Source organism: Micromonospora mangrovicola, assembly GCF_047200535.1.
In the GTDB taxonomy this organism is placed as follows: Bacteria; Actinomycetota; Actinomycetes; order Mycobacteriales; family Micromonosporaceae; genus Micromonospora.
Genome location: NZ_JBJZOG010000012.1, coordinates 25,783 through 43,638, shown reverse-complemented (window position 1 = coordinate 43,638; position 17,856 = coordinate 25,783). Strand labels below are relative to the sequence as shown.

Below are 17,856 nucleotides of genomic sequence, written 5' to 3'. Positions count from 1 at the left end.
GGATCGGCCGCAGGATCGAGGCATGACCTTTTCCGTACCGCCGGCCGAACCGGCGACCGCCGCCGCCCACTTCCGTGCCCGGCTCAGCTTCGAGACCGACGTCAGCGACGTGCACGCCGCCCTTGAGACGGGCGTGCCGGGGCTGGTCGTGGTCGACTCCCGCGGCGACGCGGCCTGGCGGCAGGGGCACCTGCCGGGCGCGCTGCACCTGCCCACCGCCGAGATCGCCGCCCGGGCGGCCGACCTGGTGCCGGCCGGGTCCACGGTGGTGACGTACTGCTGGGGGCCCGGCTGCAACGGGGCGACCCGGGCCGCGCTGGAGTTCGCCCGGCTCGGCTGGGCGGTCAGGGAGATGCTCGGCGGCTTCGAGTACTGGGCCCGGGAGGGGCTGCCGGTGGTCACCCCGGCGGGGACGGTCCGCCGCCGGGTGGACGAGCTGACCGCGCCCCGGGCCGCGGTGGCCTGCGACTGCTGACCGGGTCAGTCGGCCGGTTCGTCGCCGCGGCGCTCGCCGCGGCGACGCAGCATGCCGAGGCCCGGGATGCCGGCGACGGCCAGCTTGAGGTCCCGGGTGACGGCGAGCAGGTCGTGCAGGTCCGGGCCGACCCGGTCCAGGGTGGCCAGGATCGGCAGCACGTCCGAGGTCAGGTGCTCCTTGAGCTTCGGCAGCTCGTCGACCAGCCGGATCGCCGCGGTCACCTCCTCCGGGCTCAACTGTTCGACGAACCGGGCCGCCATCGGCGCGGCCCGGCGCAGTGTCGGCTCGTACGTCGCCAGCAGCTCGGCCGCGGTGCCGGCCGCCTGCTCGGCCGCGACCACGGTGCCGGCGGCACGCCCGGCCACCGCGTCGACCTCGGCGACCACCGCGCCCGCGGTGCGGGCGACCTGTTCGGCCTCGCCGACCACCACAGCGGCGGCCGCGGCGACCTCGGTCGCCGTCCCGATCGCCTCGGTGGCGGCGGTGCTGATCACGGTCACCTCGCGCACCGCCGCCTCCGCGTCGGTGAGCACCCGGTCGGTGCGGTCGAGGGTGCCCTCGATCCGGTCGACCACCCCGTTGATCCGGCGCAGCAGCTCCTCGACCTCGTCTAGCACCGCGAAGGCGCGGGCCGGTACGGCGGCGAACGCGGCGGCCGAACCGAGCGCCTGGTCCAGGGCGGAACGGGTGAGCCCGACGACGGCGCCGGGCCGGGGGAGGGGAATCGCCATGCCCACCAGTGTGCGTCGGCGGGGCCAGGACCGCCGGGTGGCGGCGGGCGGCGCACGTCACTCCCGGGTGGGGCTCATCGGCGGTCGTGCTGTTCGACGGCCCGCTGCACGGCCCGGTAGATCTGCCCGAACCGCAACGCGTCGGGTGTGCGCAGCAGCATCACCTCCCGCCCGTGGTGCTGCACCCACAGCTCGTGCACCCGGCTGCCGCGCTCGTAGGAGCGGTCCAGCCAGCCGAGCGGCAGCTCCAGGAACGGGGTCAGCGCCAGCCCGACGGCCACGAAGGCGCCGAGGACGAGCAGCGCCAGCTTCCAGTTGCCCCGGTCCTGCGCGCCCCAGGCCAGCGAGAGCACGCAGACCAGGGCGACCAGCGGCGGCAGTGAGAGGAGCAGGACCAGCACGCCCCGGCCGAGGACCCGACCCCGCACGGCCAGGGTGTTCGCGCCGCGGGCGTGCCAGACGTACGCGATGTCGGCGAGCCTGACGACGTGCCCGCCGGCGTGGATGGCTTCGGAGGTGACCTGTACCGCGTCGTCCCGGTAATAGAGGGTCATCACTCAGCCTAACCACCCGCTCTCAACCCCGGCGGGTGCCGCCGGCCGGCGTTCCGCCGCCCCGTGCCGTGGCGGGTCGGCCGGAACCACTACGGGGTTGATGACGTAGGTGACTCAGCACGGGCGACGTGCCGCCAAAGGGGGCGCGGCGGGGACGAGCCGGTCCGCCGGCGCGGTGCGATCCGTTCACGTCATCAAGTTCGTAGCGCCGCGGGAAGCAGGTCGGCGCCCCGCTGTCCGGCTGCCGGCGAAGCGCCCTGGCGAGGGTCGGCCGGCGGTCGGGCGGCGGCGACGGCCATGACCGGGCAGGGCGTCTACGGTCCGCTGCGCGACCGGGGGCTGCCGCCGGACGAGCCGATCACGTCCTGCGGCGCGCTCTCCATGGCCCGTTGCACGGCCCGGTAGATCTGGCCGAAGCGCAGCGCATCGCCGGTCCGCAGCAGCCGCACCGGCCGGCCGCGCCAGCGGGCCCACATCTCCAGGTCCCGGCTGCCCCGGGCGTACGACCGGTCCAGGTGCTCGAAGAGCACGTCGGCGAGCGGCCCGACGCCGAGGCCGACCAGCACGGACGCGCCGACGATGGCGATGGTGACCACGGGGGAACGGTGCAGCCGGAGCGCGAGTGCGAGGCCGAGCACCGCGGCCACCAGCGGTCCGGCCAGGGCGGCGCCGATCGCGCCCCGGCCGGCGAGCACCCGCCAGGAGCGGCTGCCCCGCCGGTGCCAGACCATGCCCAGCTCGGCGAGCCGATAGGTGCGCCCGTCCACCCGCACAGCCGTGGAGGTGACCTGCACCGACCGGTCGTCGTAGTACGTGATCATGGCCTCACTCCGGGTGTCGGGGTGGACACCACACTGTCTACCCCAACGAGCCGGGCCGTAAGGTTGGCACGCGACTTCGACGAGGAAGTGAGGGCAGCGTGGGCGAGTTCGTCAGGCTGGAAGTGAAGGACGGCATCGGCACCATCCGGCTGGAGCGGCCGCCGATGAACGCGCTGAACAAGCAGGTCCAGGAGGAGTTGCGCGCCGCCGCGGCCGCGGCCACCGCCGACGCCGAGGTCCGCGCCGTCATCGTGTACGGCGGGGAGAAGGTCTTCGCCGCCGGGGCGGACATCAAGGAGATGGCCGACATGTCCTACGTGGACATGGCGGAGCGGGCGGCCGACCTGTCCAGCGCGCTGGGCGCGTTCACCCGGATCCCGAAGCCGGTGGTCGCCGCGATCACCGGGTACGCCCTGGGCGGCGGCTGCGAGCTGGCCCTGGCCTGCGACTGGCGGATCGTCGCCGAGGACGCCAAGCTCGGCCAGCCGGAGATCAAGCTCGGCATCATCCCCGGCGCCGGCGGCACCCAGCGGCTGGCCCGCCTGGTGGGCCCGGCCCGGGCCAAGGACCTGATCATGACCGGCCGGATGATCGACGCCCAGGAGGCGCTGCGGATCGGTCTGGCCGACCAGGTGGTCCCGGCCGCCGAGGTCTACGACGCCGCCGTCGCCTACGTGAAGCCGTTCCTGACCGGCCCGGTGCAGGCCCTGCGGGCGGCCAAGCTGGCCGTCGACGGTGGCCTGGACATGGACCTCAACTCGGGCCTGGCCTGGGAGAGTCAGCTCTTCGCGGCGCTGTTCGCCACCGACGACCGGCGCGAGGGCATGGCCGCGTTCGTCGAGAAGCGCAAGCCGGACTTCACCGGCCGCTGAGCCGTGGCCCTCGGGTCGGCGGCCCAACCCCGCCGCCGGCCCGAGGGCGTTCACATCTCGCCTACCGACCAGTAGCGTGTGACTTCGGTCATGCGACGAAGGGGAGCGGCGATGGCGGAACGGGTCGAGGGGCACGGCGGGGAGCTGGCCCTCGCGGCGCTGCGCGCGCACGGCGTACAGGAGATGTTCACCCTCTCCGGCGGGCACGTCTTCCCGCTCTACGACGCCGCGCACAAGACCGGCTTCCCGCTCTACGACGTCCGGCACGAGCAGTCCGCCGTGTTCGCCGCCGAGGCGGTGGCGAAGCTCCGGCGCCGTCCCGGGCTGGCCGTACTCACCGCCGGCCCCGGGGTCACCAACGGCGTCTCGGGCCTGACCAGCGCCTTCTTCAACGCCTCTCCGGTGCTGGTGCTCGGCGGACGCGCCCCGCAATTCCGCTGGGGCTCCGGCAGCCTCCAGGAGATGGACCACCTGCCCCTGGTCGCCCCGGTCACCAAGCACGCCGAGACGGTGTTCAGCGCCGACGACATCCCGCGCGCGGTCAGCGCCGCGCTCACCGCGGCGCTCACCCCGCACCGCGGCCCCGCCTTCCTCGACTTCCCGCTCGAGGCCGTCTTCTCGGTCGGCGACGCCGAGCTGCCCGCGGTCACCCCGGTCGCGCCGATCGAGGCCGACCCAGAGGAGGTCGCCAAGGCCGCCGGCCTGATCGCCGGCGCGTCCCGCCCGGTGATCATCGCCGGCTCCGAGGTGTACGCGGGCGACGCGGTCGACGCCCTGCGCGCCGCCGCCGAATCCCTCCAGGTGCCCGTCTTCACCAACGGCATGGGCCGGGGCGCGCTGCCACCCGCGCACCGGCTCGCCTTCGCCAAGGCCCGCCGGGTCGCGCTCAAGGGTGCCGACGTGGTCGTGGTGGTCGGCACCCCGCTCGACTTCCGGCTCGCCTTCGGCGACTTCGGCGAGGCCAAGGTGGTGCACGTCATCGACGCGCCCAGCCAGCGCGCCGGGCACGTCCAGCCGGCCGCCGGCCCCGCCGGCGACCTGCGGCTGATCCTCACCGCGTTCGCCGAGCACCCGGGCGACCGGGCCGACCACGCCGACTGGATCGCGCAGCTGCGCGCCGCCGAGGACGCCGCGAAGGCCCGCGACGCCGAGGAGATGGCCGCCGAGACCGACCCGATCCGCCCGGCCCGGGTCTACGGTGAGCTGCGCAAGGTGCTCGCCGGCGACGCGATCACCATCGGCGACGGCGGCGACTTCGTCTCGTACGCCGGGAAGTACCTGGAGCCGGCGCAGCCCGGCACCTGGCTCGACCCCGGCCCGTACGGCTGCCTCGGCACCGGCATGGGCTACGCGATGGGGGCCCGGGTCAGCCACCCGGACCGGCAGATCTGCGTGCTGATGGGCGACGGTGCGGCCGGCTTCTCGCTGATGGACGTCGAGTCCCTGGTCCGCCAGCGGCTCCCGGTGGTCATCGTGGTCGGCAACAACGGCATCTGGGGCCTGGAGAAGCATCCGATGCGGGCCATGTACGGCTACGACGTGGCCGCCGACCTCCAGCCCGGGCTGCGCTACGACAAGGTGGTCGAGGCGCTCGGCGGCGCGGGCGAGACGGTGGAGAAGGCCGCCGACCTCGGCCCCGCCCTGGCCCGTGCCTTCGACGCCGGGATGCCGTACCTGGTCAACGTGCTGACCGACCCGTCCGACGCGTACCCCCGCTCGTCGAACCTGGCCTGACCACGGTCGCGGGCCTCTGTCAGCAGCAAATCAGCGGTCTGTCAGCGCCTGTCGTCGTAACGTCAGCGCCGTCGCTCAAGGTGGGGTGACCAGCGAGAACGACGGGAGTTGTCGATGACATACGCGATCCGCGCGGAGGGCCTGGTCCGCCGCTTCGGCGCGACCACCGCTCTGGCCGGCGTGGACCTGGCCGTCCCCGCCGGCACGGTGTTCGGCCTGCTCGGGCCGAACGGGGCCGGCAAGACCACCGCGGTCCGGGTGCTGGCCACCCTGCTCGCCGCCGACGAGGGCCACGCCACCGTCGGCGGGTACGACGTCCGCCGCGACGCCCACCGGGTGCGCCAGCTGATCGGCCTCACCGGCCAGTACGCCTCGGTCGACGAGAATCTCACCGGCACCGAGAATCTGCTGCTCATCGGTCGGCTGCTCGGGCTGTCCCGGGCCGACGCCCGGGCCCGCGCCCGGCAGCTGCTCGCCGACTTCCAGCTCACCGACGCCGCCGAACGGGCCGCCAAGACCTTCTCCGGCGGCATGCGGCGCCGCCTCGACCTGGCCGCCAGCCTGGTCGGCAGGCCGCAGGTGCTCTTCCTCGACGAGCCGACCACCGGGCTCGACCCGCGCAGCCGCAACGAACTCTGGGACATCGTCCGCGGCCTGGTCGCCGACGGGGTGACCGTGCTGCTGACCACGCAGTACCTGGAGGAGGCCGACCAGCTCGCCGGCGAGATCGCCGTGGTCGACCACGGCCGGGTCATCGCCCAGGGCGCCCCGGAGGAGCTGAAGGCCCGCACCGGCGGGCAGGTGCTCGCCGTACGGCCGGCCGACCCGGCCGACCTGCCCACCGTGCTCGCCATCGCCGGCGAGGTCACCGCGCTCACCCCGGAGGTCGCCCAGACCACCGTCTCGGTGGCGGTGAACGACCCGGGGGTGCTGCCGGCCGTGGTCCGCCGGCTCGACGCCGCCGAGGTCACCGTGGCCGAGCTGGCCCTGCGCGGCGCCAGCCTGGACGAGGTCTTCCTCTCCCTGACCGGTCACCGCGCCGAGCAGGGCAGCCCCGCCGACGCCGACCTGGAGAGGATCCCCGCATGACCGCCGCCACCCTCGCCACCCCGCTCGCCCCGGCCCGCCGGCCGGGCCTCGCGGCCGGGCTGCGACACACCCTCACCCTGGCCTGGCGCAGCCTGGTGCAGATCAAGCACAACCCGATGGAACTGCTCGACCTGAGTATCCAGCCGGTGATGTTCGTGCTGCTGTTCACGTACGTGTTCGGCACCGCGATCGCCGGGTCGCCCGGCGACTACCTGAAGTTCGCGCTGCCCGGGATCATCGTGCAGAACGCCTTCTTCGCCACCATGACCACGGGCTTCGGGCTGAACACCGACCTGACCAAGGGGGTCTTCGACCGCCTCCAGGCGCTGCCGATCGCCCGCTGGGCGCCGCTGGCCGGGCGGATCCTCGCCGACACCGTCAAGCAGGCCTGGTCGGTGACGCTGCTGCTCGGCGTCGGGATGATCCTCGGCTTCCGGGTGGGAAACGGGGCTGCCGGGCTGCTCGCCGCGTTCGCCCTGCTGCTGGTCTTCTCCCTGGCCGCTTCGTGGATCTCCGTGCTGGTCGGGGTGCTGGTCAGCGAGCCGGACAAGGTGCAGATCTTCGGCTTCATGGTGATCTTCCCGCTCACCTTCACCAGCAACGCGTTCGTGCCGACGGAGAAGATGCCGTCCTGGATGCAGCACTGGGTGGAGGTCAACCCGGCCACCATCCTGGCCGACGCGCTGCGCGGCCTGCTGGTCTCCGGCCCGGTGGCGGGCCCGGCCATCCGGTCGCTGATCTGGGCGGCCGTGCTGCTCGCCGTGTTCGCCCCGCTCGCGGTGCGGGCGCTCAGGCGTCGAGTGTGACCCGGACCGCCTCGGCGGCGGTCTCCAACCGGTAGCCCAGCCCGCCCGCGTACGCCTCGGCGAAGCCCGCCTCGCCGAGCGCGGCGCGGGCGGCGGCCTCCACCCGGCGGCGGTCCAGGACCGTGTGGTCCGGGCCGCCCCGTACGCCGCTCGCCGCGCCCAGCAGCCGGGCGGCGGCGGCCGGGCGACCCAGCCGCAACGCCAGGTCGGCGAAGCCGACCAGCACCGCGCCGACGACCGGGGCGTCCTGCGAGCCGATGGCCAGGTCGAGCGCGCGGTCGTGGTGGGCGCGGGCGGATTCGAGGTCCCCGTCGACGGCGTCCAGCGCGGCCAGGTTGGCGGCGCTGAGCGCCCGCCACTGCGGGGCCACGGCCCGTTCGCCGATCAGCCGGATGCTCTCCACCAGGCAGGCCCGGGCCCCCGCCCAGTCGCCCTGGGCGCGCAGGATCTCCGCTCGCCCGTACCCCAACGCCGCCCGGGTCTCGTCCGAACCGTGTTCCGCCTCCCGCGTGGCCCGGGCCAGCGCCGCGAGGGCCCGGTCGTGGTCGCCGCGCCGCCACAGGTTGTGCGCGAGGCGCAGCCGCATCTCCGGGACGTCGTCCGGCACCCCCAGCTCCTCGAAGTAGGCGAGGGCCTCCTCGTGGAACGGGGTGGCCCGGATCGCCTCACCGCGCCGGTCCAGCAGATCGGCCAGCGAGGTCAGGCCGAACGACATGCCCCACCGGTCGCCGACCGCGCGGTAGTGCTCCAGCGCGGCCCGCAGGTCGGCCTCCGCGGTCTCGTCGGACAGTCCCGCGTTGAGGTACGCGTGCGCCTGGAACAGCCGGGCGGTGCCCGCCACCCATGGATCCGGGTCGGCAAAGAGCGCGGCGATCTCGGCCGGGGCCTGCGGCGGCAGCCCGTTGCGGAACGACGCGACGACCAGCCCGACCAACCGCAGGACCGGGTGTGCCGACTCGTGGCCCGTGGCCAGCTCCGCCGCCCGCTCCAGCCAGCCCAGGCTGGTGGGAATGTCGTTGCGGGTGGAGACCAGATTGAGCGCCGCCATGGTGAGGGCGACGGCGAGCCGATCCGGGGCGGCCCGCTCGTCGGCGCCGGGCAGCGCGAGGGCCTGGGCGGCCAGCTCGGCGCCCTCGGCCCGCTGCCCGCTCAGCCACCAGTACCAGCCGAGCGCGGCGGCGTACCGGACCGCGGTCGGCACGTCCGCCACGGCGATGGCGTGCCGCAGCCCGGTGTGCAGGTTGTCGTGGTCGGTGGCCAGCCGACGCAGCCAGCCGAGCTGCTCCCCGGTCCGTAGCCACGGCTCGGCCGTCTCGGCGAGGGTCAGGTACTCGGCGGCGTGCGCCCGCCGCACCCGGTCCGCCTCCCCGGCCTCGGCCAGCCGGTGCAGGCCGTACTCCCGGATCGTCTCCAGCATCCGGTAGCGCGGCTCGGCGTCGCCGCCCGCCACCACCAGAGACTTCTCCACCAGCGCGGAGAGCCGGTCGAGCACCGTCGCCACGTCGTCCGGGTCGGCGCAGACCCGCTCCACCGAGTCCAGGGTGGCCCCGCCGGCGAAGACCGCCAACCGCCGCCACAGTGTCCGCTCATCGTCGTCCAGCAGGTCCCAGCTCCAGTCGACCACCGCCCGCAGGGTCTGGTGTCGGGGCAGCGCCGTGCGGCTGCCGCCGGTCAGCAGCCGGAACCGGTCGTCCAGCCGGCTGTCCACCTGCCCCGCGGTCATCGAGCGCAGGCGCGCGGCGGCCAGTTCGATGGCGAGCGGCATCCCGTCCAGCGCGCGGCAGATCCGGACGACCGGGCCGACCGTGGCCTCGTCCACCGCGAAGTCCGGGCGCACCGCGCCGGCCCGGTCGGCGAAGAGCCGCACCGCCGGGTACGCCAGCGCGGTCGCCGGGTCCGCGTCGGCCGGCGGCAGGGCCAGCGACTCCACCGGCCGCAGCGCCTCCCCGGTGACCCCCAGCGGCTCCCGGCTGGTGGCCAGCACCCGCAGCCCGGGGCCGGCGGTGAGCAACCGGTCGGCGAGCGCCGCCGCCGCGTCGAGCAGGTGTTCGCAGTTGTCGAGCAGCAGCAGGGCGGACCGACCGGCGAGCGCCTCGACCAGCCGGTCGGCCGGCTCGGCCGGCTCGGGTGCCGCGCGGTTGGCGCGGGCGAGCAGCGCCTGCTCGCGCAGGCCGAGCGCGGCGAGCACGGCCTGCGGCACCTCGGCCGGGTCGGTGACCGGGGCGAGTTCCACCAGCCAGACCCCGTCCGGGAAGCGGTCGGCCACCGTCCGGCCCGACTCGACGGCCAGCCGGGTCTTGCCCGCCCCGCCCGGCCCGGTGAGCGTGACCAGCCGGAACCGGTCGAGCAGCGCCTCGACCCGGGCCACCGCGTCCGCCCGCCCGACGAAACTGGTCATGGTGGCCGGCAGGTTGCCCCGCACCAGGGTCGCGGCGCGGCTGTCGGCGGCGAGGCCCGCCCGGTCCGCGGCGACGCCGACCGGGGCGCCGGCCCCGCGCAGCCCGGCGGTGGCGTCCTCCGGTTCCGGCCCGCCGCGCAGGATCTCCAGGTGCAGCGCCGCCAGCTCCGGTCCCGGATCGGTGCCCAGGGTGTCGGCGAGAGTGGCCCGCATGCGCTCGTACTCGGCCAGCGCCTCGGCGGACCGTCCGGCCCGGTGCAGCGCCCGGATCAGCAGCCCGGCCAACCGTTCCCGCAACGGGTGGGCGGCGACCAGCTCGCGCAGCTCCGGCAGCAGGAGGTCGGGCGCCTCCCGGCCGAGGCGCGCCTCGATCAGGTCCTCGGTGGCGGCCAGCCGCAGCTCGGTGAGCCGGGCCACCGGCGCCCGGGCGAAGTCGGCGTCGGCGACGTCGGCCAGGGCCGGCCCCCGCCACAGCGCCAGCGCCCCGGCCAGCCGGCGGCAGGCGTCCGCCGGGTCCTCGGTGAACCGGGCCCGGCCGGTGCGCACGGCGGCCTCGAACCGGTGCAGGTCGACGTCCGTCGGGGACACCGCGAGGAGATAGCCGCCCGGGCGCGCCTCGACCGGCAGCCCGGGGATGCTGCGGCGCAGGCGGGAGACGAGGGCTTGCAGCGCGTTGGCCACGCCGGCGGGCGGGTCGCCCTCCCAGACGCCGTCGGCCAGCCGGCCGACGGTGACCGTCCGGCCGGGCTCCAGGGCGAGCAGGATCAGCAGCCGGCGTAGCCGGGCGCCACCGATCTCGACCGGTGTACCGGGGTCGGCGCGCAGCTCCAGAGGGCCGAGCATGCTGATCTGCACGCCGTCGATTCTGCCCGGCCGACGCTCGGGCGCGGCGTCCGGTGGGCGGCGCGGGGAGTCGCCGGGTCCGCGTTCACCTGGTTGCCGATCCGGCCAACGGGCGGTTCGCTCAGACTTCGGGCCGGTCCTCCTCCCGGCGGCGCAGCTGCTCCTCGCGCCGGCGCAGGTCCTCCTCCCAGCGTCGCAGCAGCTCCTGGTCGTCCCGGCGGGTCCGCTCGGCCAGCGACGACAGGAACTGCGGGTCGTCGTCGGGCGCGACCGGCCGGCGGCGCTCCTGTTCGGAGAACCCGTTCCCCATCGGCCAGGCGCTACGGGGCCGGCGGGCTGCCGGCTCCCGCCCGGCGACGAACCAGGCGACCGAGCCGACCAGCGGGAAGAACAGGATGATCAGCACCCAGGCGACCCGGGGCAGCGCCCGGATCTCACCGTCCTCGGCGGAGAGGCAGCTGATCAGCGCGCAGACAGCGAGCACGACCTCGGCCACGAAGAGAAGTCCGTACAGGCGAGCCATGCCGGACATCATGGACCATCGGTGCCGTTCAGCGCAGCCCGCGCAGCACGTGCAGCACCCCCAGCAGCGCCAGGCCGGCCGTGGCGAGGGCGGTCAACGGGAACGCGTACCGGCGCCCGGGCCCGGTGCCGACGGCCTGCCGCCAGTTGACGAGCAGCGTGCCCGCCCAGGCCGCCACCGCGACGCCGGCCAGCACCGCGTCGAACGTGTGGCCGGCGAGGGCCAGCCGGATCTCCAGGACGGTGACCCCGGTGAGCGCCAGGAGCGTGCGCCGCCAGGCCAGCCGGGTCCGCTCGGGTTGCAGCCCCGGATCGCGGGTCACCCGACGCCCCGAACCAGCACGGCGACCACCAGCAGCAGCGCGCCGAGCGCCACGACGAGGGCGAGGATCGCCGGGAACCGCGACGCGGGCAGTTCCTCACCGAGCCGGATCGCCCGCTCGGTGCGCGCCCAGTGGTCCACCGCCCGCAGCGCGGTGGTACCGCCGAGCAGCAGCAGCGCGATCGCGATCACCTCGCGCAGGTGGGCCAGGGGCAGGCGGGGCAGGAACTGCGCTGCCGCCAGGCCACCGGCCACCAGCGCCAGGCCGGTACGCAGCCAGGCCAGGAAGGTCCGCTCGTTGGCCAGGGAGAACCGGTAGTCGGGGGTGGTGCCAACGGACCGAAGCTCGTGCGGGTCGAACCACCGCTTGATCATCTGCCACACGCCACCGATTATCCGCTTTGTCATGGTCGTAGCCTGGACGGGTGACCGACCTCGATGTGCGGAGCCTCCGCGACGCCTATGACCACCAGATCCGCCCGGAGATCCCGGACCCGCTGCCGGCCGGGGTGACCGTCGAGCGCGACGGCCCGATGGTCCGGGTCATCGGCCTGGACCACCGCGGCTTCCTCACCTACCGGGACCTGGGTGGGCTGGCCGGCGCCGAGCTGGACGCGCTGATCGCCCGGCAGGTCGAGTTCTTCCGGGCCCGGGGCGAGGCGGTCGAGTGGAAGCTCAACGGCCACGACGAGCCGGCCGACCTCGGGGACCGGCTGCGCGCCGCGGGTTTCGTACCGGAGGACCTGGAAACCGTGGTGGTCGGCCCGGTCGCGGCGCTGGCCGCCGCCGTTCCGGTGCTGCCCGAAGGGGTACGCCTGCGGGAGGTCACCACCCGCGAGGACCTGGAGCGGATCGCCGCGATGGAGGAGGCGGTCTGGCACGAGGACCGGAGCCACCTGGTGACCGGGCTGGCGAAGGAGATCGAGGCGGATCCGCAGTCGATCACGATCGTGGTGGCCGAGGCGGGTGACACCGTGGTCAGCGCCGGCTGGGTGCGCTACCTGCCGAACACCGGCTTCGCCACCCTCTGGGGTGGCTCCACCCTGCCGGAGTGGCGGAAGAAGGGCATCTACCGGGCGCTGGTGGCGTACCGGGCGCGGCTGGCCGAGCAGCGCGGCAAGACGCTGGTGCAGGTGGACTGCTCGCCGGACAGCCGGCCCATCCTGGAGCGGCTCGGGCTCGTTGCGGTCACCACCACGACCCCGTACGTCTACACTCCGTGATCATGGAACCGTTGACGGCGGACGAGCAGCTCACCCTCCGGACGGGGGCCTTCGGGGCGGTCTTCCTGGTCTCCAACGCGGTGCCCGGGGTGCTGGCCATGGTGCGGGAGAGCATCGCCGCCTCCGGTGCGCTCGCGGACGCCAGCGGAGTGGTCAAGGCGGCGTTGACCACCGGTCCGCTGCCGGAGCTGCCGCACGACTCGGCCCTGGAGGTCGAGGCGGTCACCCTGCCGGCGCTGGCCCGGGCGGTCGAGATCCTCCGGGCCAAGTCGCCGGGGGACGTCGCGGCGTACCGGTCGGTGGTGCTGGCCGCAGTGGACCGGGTGGCGCAGGCGCACCGGGGGGTGGCCCCGGCCGAGGCGGCGGTGATCGACAAGATCAGGGACGCGCTGGCCGAGCCCGCCTGACCGCTTCGCCTGATCAGGAGCCGTGAACGCTGCCCCGACCCGGTGATTCGTGTCACTCTGAGGCCCCGGGGAGCCGATGCTACTTGCGGGTAACATTGCCCCGTGGGCAAGTGCACAGCAGCCCGCGGTTGACCGACCGTTAAGTCACGCGGGAGGCTGCGCCCGTGACCGGGCGAGTGATCGCTACACCAAACAGGAGGGTCGTCGAAGCGCGATGAACATCGTCGTACTCGTCAAGCAGGTGCCCGATTCGGGCGCGGACCGCAACCTGCGTTCTGACGACAACACTGTCGACCGCGGTTCGGCGAACAACGTCATCAACGAGATGGACGAGTACGCCATCGAAGAGGCGTTGAAGATCAAGGAGGCGCACGGCGGCGAGGTCACCATCCTGACCATGGGTCCGGACCGGGCGACCGAGTCGATCCGCAAGGCGCTCTCCATGGGCCCGGACAAGGCCGTGCACGTGCTGGACGACGCGCTGCACGGGTCCTGCGCCGTGACCACCTCGAAGGTGCTCGCCGCCGCCCTCGGCCAGCTCGGTGCCGACCTGGTGATCTGCGGCGCCGAGTCGACCGACGGCCGGGTCCAGGTCATGCCGCACATGATCGCCGAGCGGCTCGGCGTGGCCGCGCTGACCGGCGCGCGCAAGCTCACCGTCGACGGCGGCACGCTGACCGTCGAGCGGCAGACCGAGGAGGGCTACGAGGTGGTCACCGCCTCGACCCCGGCCGTGGTCTCCGTCTGGGACACCATCAACGAGCCGCGCTACCCCTCCTTCAAGGGCATCATGGCCGCCAAGAAGAAGCCGGTGCAGACGCTCTCCCTGGGTGACCTCGGCGTCGCCCCCTCCGAGGTGGGCTTCGACGGCGCGACCAGCGCCGTGCTGGAGCACACCAAGCGTCCGCCGCGCTCCGGCGGCGAGAAGATCACCGACGAGGGCGAGGGCGGCGTGCAGCTGGTCGAGTTCCTCGCCACCGAGAAGTTCGTGTGAGAGGTCTGGACATGTCTGAGGTTCTCGTCGTCGTCGAAGCCACTCGGGAGTTCGGCGTCAAGAAGGTCACCCTCGAGATGCTCACCCTCGCCCGCGAGCTGGGCACCCCGAGCGCGGTCGTGCTCGGTGGTGCCGGCGCCGCCGAGGCGCTGAGCGCCAAACTGGGCGAGTACGGCGCGGAGAAGATCTACGCCGCCGAGGGCGAGGAGATCGACGGCTACCTGGTGGCCCCGAAGGCCACCGTGCTGGCCGAGCTGGTCGGCCGGGTACAGCCGGCCGCGGTGCTGCTCGCCTCCTCCCAGGAGGGCAAGGAGATCGCCGCCCGCCTGGCCGTCAAGTTGGACAACGGCATCCTGACCGACGTGGTGGCCCTGACCGCCGACGGCACCGCGACCCAGGTCGCCTTCGCCGGCTCCACCATCGTCAAGTCCAAGGTCACCAAGGGCCTGCCGCTGGTCACCGTCCGGCCGAACTCGCTCAACCCGACCCCGGCCGCGGCCACCCCGGCCGTCGAGCAGCTCACCGTGTCGGTCGCCGACGCGGACAAGCTGGCCAAGGTCGTCGAGCGGGTCGCCGAGCAGAAGGGCTCCCGCCCCGAGCTCACCGAGGCCTCGGTCGTCGTCTCCGGCGGTCGGGGTGTCGGCAACGCCGACAACTTCAAGCTGGTCGAGGAGCTGGCCGACCTGCTCGGCGGCGCGGTCGGCGCGTCCCGCGCGGCGGTCGACTCCGGCTTCTACCCGCACCAGTTCCAGGTCGGCCAGACCGGCAAGACGGTCTCCCCGCAGCTCTACGTCGCGCTCGGCATCTCCGGCGCGATCCAGCACCGGGCCGGCATGCAGACCTCGAAGACCATCGTCGCGGTGAACAAGGACGCCGAGGCGCCGATCTTCGAGCTGGCCGACTTCGGCGTGGTCGGCGACCTGTTCAAGGTCGTCCCGCAGGCCGCCGAGGAGATCCGCAAGCGGAAGTGACCCTTCCCGGCTGAACGACAGAGCCGCCGTCCGGTGATCCGGACGGCGGCTCCCGTCGTTGCGGCCCCACCTGTGCAGTGGGAGAGGGCTGATCGGCGGGCCGGGGAGCTGAGCCGGCCCGCCGATCAGTTCTGCTGAGCGTACCGAGTGAGAACGGTCGCATCGACGCGGGATCGATGGGCCGCGCGGCGGGACGGGTGGTCCGGCATCCGGCGGGACCGGGCTCGGCCGTTAGGCTGAACACCGATGGCATACCTGGATCACGCGGCGACGACCCCGATGCTCGACGAGGCACTGGAGGCGTACGTCGCCACGGCCCGCGAGGTGGGCAACGCGTCGTCGCTGCACGCGGCGGGCCGGCGTGCCCGGCGGCGGGTGGAGGAGTCGCGGGAGCGGGTGGCCGCCGCCCTGGGCGCCCGGCCGTCCGAGGTCATCTTCACCGGAGGTGGCACGGAGAGCGACAACCTCGCGGTGAAGGGTGTCTTCTGGGCCCGCCGCGCGACCCGCGCCGAGCGGATCCGGGTGGTCTCCAGCGCTGTGGAGCACCACGCGGTGCTGGACGCGGTGGACTGGCTGACCGCGCACGAGGGCGCCGAGGTCGGCTGGCTGCCGGTGGACGCCGCCGGCCGGCTCGACCCCGAGCGGCTGCGCGCCGAACTCGCCGCACACCACGACCGGGTGGCGCTGGTCACCGCCATGTGGGCCAACAACGAGGTGGGCTCCGTCCAGCCGGTCGCCGAGCTGGCGGCGGTGGCCGCCGAGCACGGGGTGCCGTTCCACACCGACGCGATCCAGGCGGTCGGTCAGGTACCGGTCGACTTCGCCGCCAGTGGCGTGTCCGCGCTCACCGTGACCGGGCACAAGCTCGGCGGCCCGGCCGGGGTCGGCGCGCTGCTGCTGGCCCGGGACGTCGCCGCCACCCCGCTGCTGCACGGCGGCGGCCAGGAGCGGGACGTCCGCTCCGGCACCCTGGACACCGCCGGCATCGTGGCCTTCGCGGTCGCCGTCGAGGCTGCGGTGAAGGGCCAGCAGGAGTACGCGGCGCGGGTCGCCGCGCTCCGCGACGAGCTGGTCGAGCGGGTGCGGCAGGCGGTGCCCGAGGTGATCTTCAACGGTGACCCGGTGGACCGGCTTCCGGGCAACGCGCACTTCTCCTTTCCGCGCTGCGAGGGGGACGCCCTGCTGCTCCTCCTCGACGCCCAGGGCATCGCCTGCTCGACCGGCTCGGCCTGCTCCGCCGGGGTGGCCCAGCCCTCGCACGTGCTGCTGGCGATGGGCGCCGACGACGACCGGGCGCGCTCCTCGCTCCGGTTCACCCTCGGTCACACCAGCACCCGGGCGGACGTCGACGCCCTCATCGCCGCGCTGCCGGCCGCCGTGGAGCGGGCCCGGCGCGCGGCCGCCCTCCGCACGCCCCGCTGAGCCGGATACCCTCGGTGGGGACGAGGGGAGTGAGCTGGTGAGGGTTCTGGCGGCGATGTCGGGCGGGGTGGACTCCGCCGTGGCGGCGGCCCGTGCGGTGGAGGCCGGGCACGACGTCACCGGCGTGCACCTGGCGCTGGCCCGTAACCCGCAGACCTACCGCACCGGCGCCCGCGGCTGCTGCACCCTGGAGGACTCCCGGGACGCCCGCCGGGCCGCCGATGTGATCGGCATTCCGTTCTACGTCTGGGACATGGCCGACCGGTTCCACTCCGACGTGGTGGACGACTTCGTCGCCGAGTACGCGGCCGGCCGTACCCCGAACCCGTGCCTGCGCTGCAACGAGAAGATCAAGTTCGCCGCGGTGCTGGACCGGGCGGTGGCCCTGGGCTTCGACGCGGTGGTGACCGGCCACCACGCCCGGCTGGGCGCCGACGGCCTGCTGCGACGCAGCGTCGACCTGGCCAAGGACCAGTCGTACGTGCTCGCGGTGCTGACCCGCGAGCAGCTCGATCGGTCGATCTTCCCGCTCGGTGGCTCGACCAAGGCCGAGGTACGCGCCGAGGCCGCCGAGCGCGGCCTCGCCGTGGCCGACAAGCCCGACTCGCACGACATCTGCTTCATCGCCGACGGCGACACCCGTGGCTTCCTCGCCCAGCGGCTCGGCGAGGCCCCCGGCGACGTGGTCGACGCGCTCACCGGGGCGGTGGTCGGCAGCCACACCGGCGCCTACCAGTACACGGTCGGCCAGCGACGCGGCCTGCACCTGGATCGGCCCGCTCCGGACGGCCGTCCCCGCTACGTGCTCTCCATCACGCCGAAGACCAACACGGTCGCCGTCGGCCCGGCCGAGGCGTTGGAGGTCGACCGGGTCCGGGCCGTGCGTCCGGTCTGGACCGGCGGCGATCGGCCCACCGCCCCGGTCGAGTGCGAGGTGCAGTTGCGGGCGCACGGCGACGTCGTCCCGGCGACCGTCGTGGTGGACACCGACGGGCTGCGCGCCGAGCTGCGCCGCCCGGTCCGCGGGGTCGCCGCCGGCCAGGCGATCGTGGCATACCGGCCGGACCCGGCTGGGGACGTGGTGCTCGGCTCGGCCACCATCAGCAGCTGAGACACCGGGCTTCGGCATGGTGGGCCGGCCCCGCCGTCCTCCGGCGCGTCGGTTGACGCCGCCTTCCGGCGCGCTCGTTCTTTCCGGCGCTTTCGCCTGTGTGGCCAGTCGGGTGGCCGCGGCCCGGGGGGACTGGCCCGGGGGACTGGCCCGGGGGGACTGGCCCGGCCACGGGACAGGGTTGGCGCTGGCCACTACGAACTTGATGACGTGAACGACTCAGGCCCCTTCCCGCGTTGCAGCGCACGGACCGGCGTCTCCGGTGTCTCCCGGCGCCTGCCGGCGACCCGCGCCCCCGGGACGCCGAGGCCTGCGTCGTGACCGCCGCGCCCCGAAGGACATCCGGCCGTGACGGGTGAGCTGCGGGACTGACAGGGTCGCGGCCGGGCGAATCGTTCGCGTCATCAAGTTCGTAGCGTCCGATCCGGTGGTCGTTCACCCCACAGGTACGGCGCTGCCCACGGGAGTGTCGGCGCTCCGCCAGGGCCCGGCGCTCCGCCAGCGCCGGGGCCCGCCCAAGGCCGGCGCCTCGCCAAGGCCGGCGACCGCTCGCCGGGC

18 protein-coding genes are annotated in these 17,856 nt (G+C 74.4%); 11 read left to right on the top strand and 7 right to left on the bottom strand.

Translation table 11 applies throughout. The features are described 5' to 3' along the window. Window positions 1–22 precede the first annotated feature (22 nt). Window positions 23–475 (top strand): rhodanese-like domain-containing protein, encoded by a 453-nt coding sequence (locus tag ACL02O_RS07690; RefSeq protein ID WP_412817278.1) that lies wholly within the window; start codon window positions 23–25, stop codon window positions 473–475. Between the two features lie 5 nt (window positions 476–480). On the opposite strand, the gene ACL02O_RS07685 is transcribed toward ACL02O_RS07690, so the two are convergent. The 3 genes from ACL02O_RS07685 to ACL02O_RS07675 form a co-directional block, all read right to left on the bottom strand. Beyond that, the gene (locus ACL02O_RS07685; RefSeq protein WP_412817277.1) at window positions 481–1,209 is read right to left on the bottom strand and encodes a hypothetical protein; all 729 of its coding nucleotides are present in this window, start codon (window positions 1,207–1,209) and stop codon (window positions 481–483) included. 74 nt (window positions 1,210–1,283) lie between these two features. Then, window positions 1,284–1,763 (bottom strand): DUF6232 family protein, encoded by a 480-nt coding sequence (locus tag ACL02O_RS07680; protein WP_412817276.1) that lies wholly within the window; start codon window positions 1,761–1,763, stop codon window positions 1,284–1,286. Window positions 1,764–2,077: 314 nt separating this feature from the next. After that, window positions 2,078–2,584, bottom strand: coding sequence for a DUF6232 family protein (locus ACL02O_RS07675; protein ID WP_412817275.1), 507 nt, complete (start codon window positions 2,582–2,584; stop codon window positions 2,078–2,080). 98 nt (window positions 2,585–2,682) lie between these two features. On the opposite strand from ACL02O_RS07675, the gene ACL02O_RS07670 reads away from it, so the two are divergent. From ACL02O_RS07670 to ACL02O_RS07655, 4 genes are all read left to right on the top strand, one after another. Next, window positions 2,683–3,456 carry an enoyl-CoA hydratase/isomerase family protein gene (locus ACL02O_RS07670; protein ID WP_412817274.1) on the top strand — a complete coding sequence of 258 codons (774 nt, stop codon included), beginning with the start codon at window positions 2,683–2,685 and terminating at the stop codon, window positions 3,454–3,456. A gap of 111 nt (window positions 3,457–3,567) precedes the next feature. Further along, entirely contained in the window at window positions 3,568–5,190 is a 1,623-nt protein-coding gene (locus ACL02O_RS07665; protein ID WP_412817273.1) for an acetolactate synthase, read from the top strand. Between the two features lie 114 nt (window positions 5,191–5,304). Next, complete coding sequence (locus ACL02O_RS07660; RefSeq protein ID WP_412817272.1) at window positions 5,305–6,279, top strand: ATP-binding cassette domain-containing protein; 975 nt, start codon at window positions 5,305–5,307, stop codon at window positions 6,277–6,279. Continuing rightward, window positions 6,276–7,085 (top strand): ABC transporter permease, encoded by an 810-nt coding sequence (locus ACL02O_RS07655; RefSeq protein ID WP_412817271.1) that lies wholly within the window; start codon window positions 6,276–6,278, stop codon window positions 7,083–7,085. Before ACL02O_RS07660 ends, ACL02O_RS07655 begins: the two co-directional genes overlap by 4 nt. On the opposite strand, the gene ACL02O_RS07650 is transcribed toward ACL02O_RS07655, so the two are convergent. The 4 genes from ACL02O_RS07650 to ACL02O_RS07635 all read right to left on the bottom strand — a co-directional run bounded on the left by ACL02O_RS07650 (window position 7,069) and on the right by ACL02O_RS07635 (window position 11,578). Further along, window positions 7,069–10,338 carry an AfsR/SARP family transcriptional regulator gene (locus tag ACL02O_RS07650; protein WP_412817270.1) on the bottom strand — a complete coding sequence of 1,090 codons (3,270 nt, stop codon included), beginning with the start codon at window positions 10,336–10,338 and terminating at the stop codon, window positions 7,069–7,071. The genes ACL02O_RS07655 and ACL02O_RS07650 overlap by 17 nt on opposite strands. Window positions 10,339–10,447: 109 nt before the next feature. Then, the gene (locus ACL02O_RS07645) at window positions 10,448–10,849 is read right to left on the bottom strand and encodes a PLD nuclease N-terminal domain-containing protein (RefSeq protein WP_412817269.1); all 402 of its coding nucleotides are present in this window, start codon (window positions 10,847–10,849) and stop codon (window positions 10,448–10,450) included. A gap of 28 nt (window positions 10,850–10,877) precedes the next feature. Beyond that, window positions 10,878–11,171 (bottom strand): DUF202 domain-containing protein, encoded by a 294-nt coding sequence (locus ACL02O_RS07640; RefSeq protein WP_412817268.1) that lies wholly within the window; start codon window positions 11,169–11,171, stop codon window positions 10,878–10,880. Further along, window positions 11,168–11,578 (bottom strand): YidH family protein, encoded by a 411-nt coding sequence (locus ACL02O_RS07635; protein ID WP_412817267.1) that lies wholly within the window; start codon window positions 11,576–11,578, stop codon window positions 11,168–11,170. Before ACL02O_RS07635 ends, ACL02O_RS07640 begins: the two co-directional genes overlap by 4 nt. Before the next feature lie 17 nt (window positions 11,579–11,595). Between ACL02O_RS07635 and ACL02O_RS07630 the strand changes: the two genes are divergently transcribed. From ACL02O_RS07630 to mnmA, 6 genes are all read left to right on the top strand, one after another. Beyond that, a complete protein-coding gene (locus ACL02O_RS07630; protein WP_412817266.1) occupies window positions 11,596–12,393 on the top strand; it encodes a GNAT family N-acetyltransferase in 798 nt (265 codons plus the stop codon). A gap of 2 nt (window positions 12,394–12,395) precedes the next feature. Then, the gene (locus tag ACL02O_RS07625; RefSeq protein WP_412817265.1) at window positions 12,396–12,800 is read left to right on the top strand and encodes a hypothetical protein; all 405 of its coding nucleotides are present in this window, start codon (window positions 12,396–12,398) and stop codon (window positions 12,798–12,800) included. 214 nt (window positions 12,801–13,014) lie between these two features. Beyond that, entirely contained in the window at window positions 13,015–13,794 is a 780-nt protein-coding gene (locus ACL02O_RS07620; RefSeq protein WP_412817264.1) for an electron transfer flavoprotein subunit beta/FixA family protein, read from the top strand. Between the two features lie 11 nt (window positions 13,795–13,805). Next, window positions 13,806–14,765 (top strand): electron transfer flavoprotein subunit alpha/FixB family protein, encoded by a 960-nt coding sequence (locus ACL02O_RS07615; protein WP_412817263.1) that lies wholly within the window; start codon window positions 13,806–13,808, stop codon window positions 14,763–14,765. A gap of 246 nt (window positions 14,766–15,011) precedes the next feature. Further along, the gene (locus ACL02O_RS07610; RefSeq protein ID WP_412817262.1) at window positions 15,012–16,187 is read left to right on the top strand and encodes a cysteine desulfurase family protein; all 1,176 of its coding nucleotides are present in this window, start codon (window positions 15,012–15,014) and stop codon (window positions 16,185–16,187) included. 37 nt (window positions 16,188–16,224) lie between these two features. Continuing rightward, window positions 16,225–17,298, top strand: coding sequence for a tRNA 2-thiouridine(34) synthase MnmA (gene mnmA / locus ACL02O_RS07605; RefSeq protein WP_412817261.1), 1,074 nt, complete (start codon window positions 16,225–16,227; stop codon window positions 17,296–17,298). The last annotated feature ends 558 nt before the right edge of the window (window positions 17,299–17,856 follow it).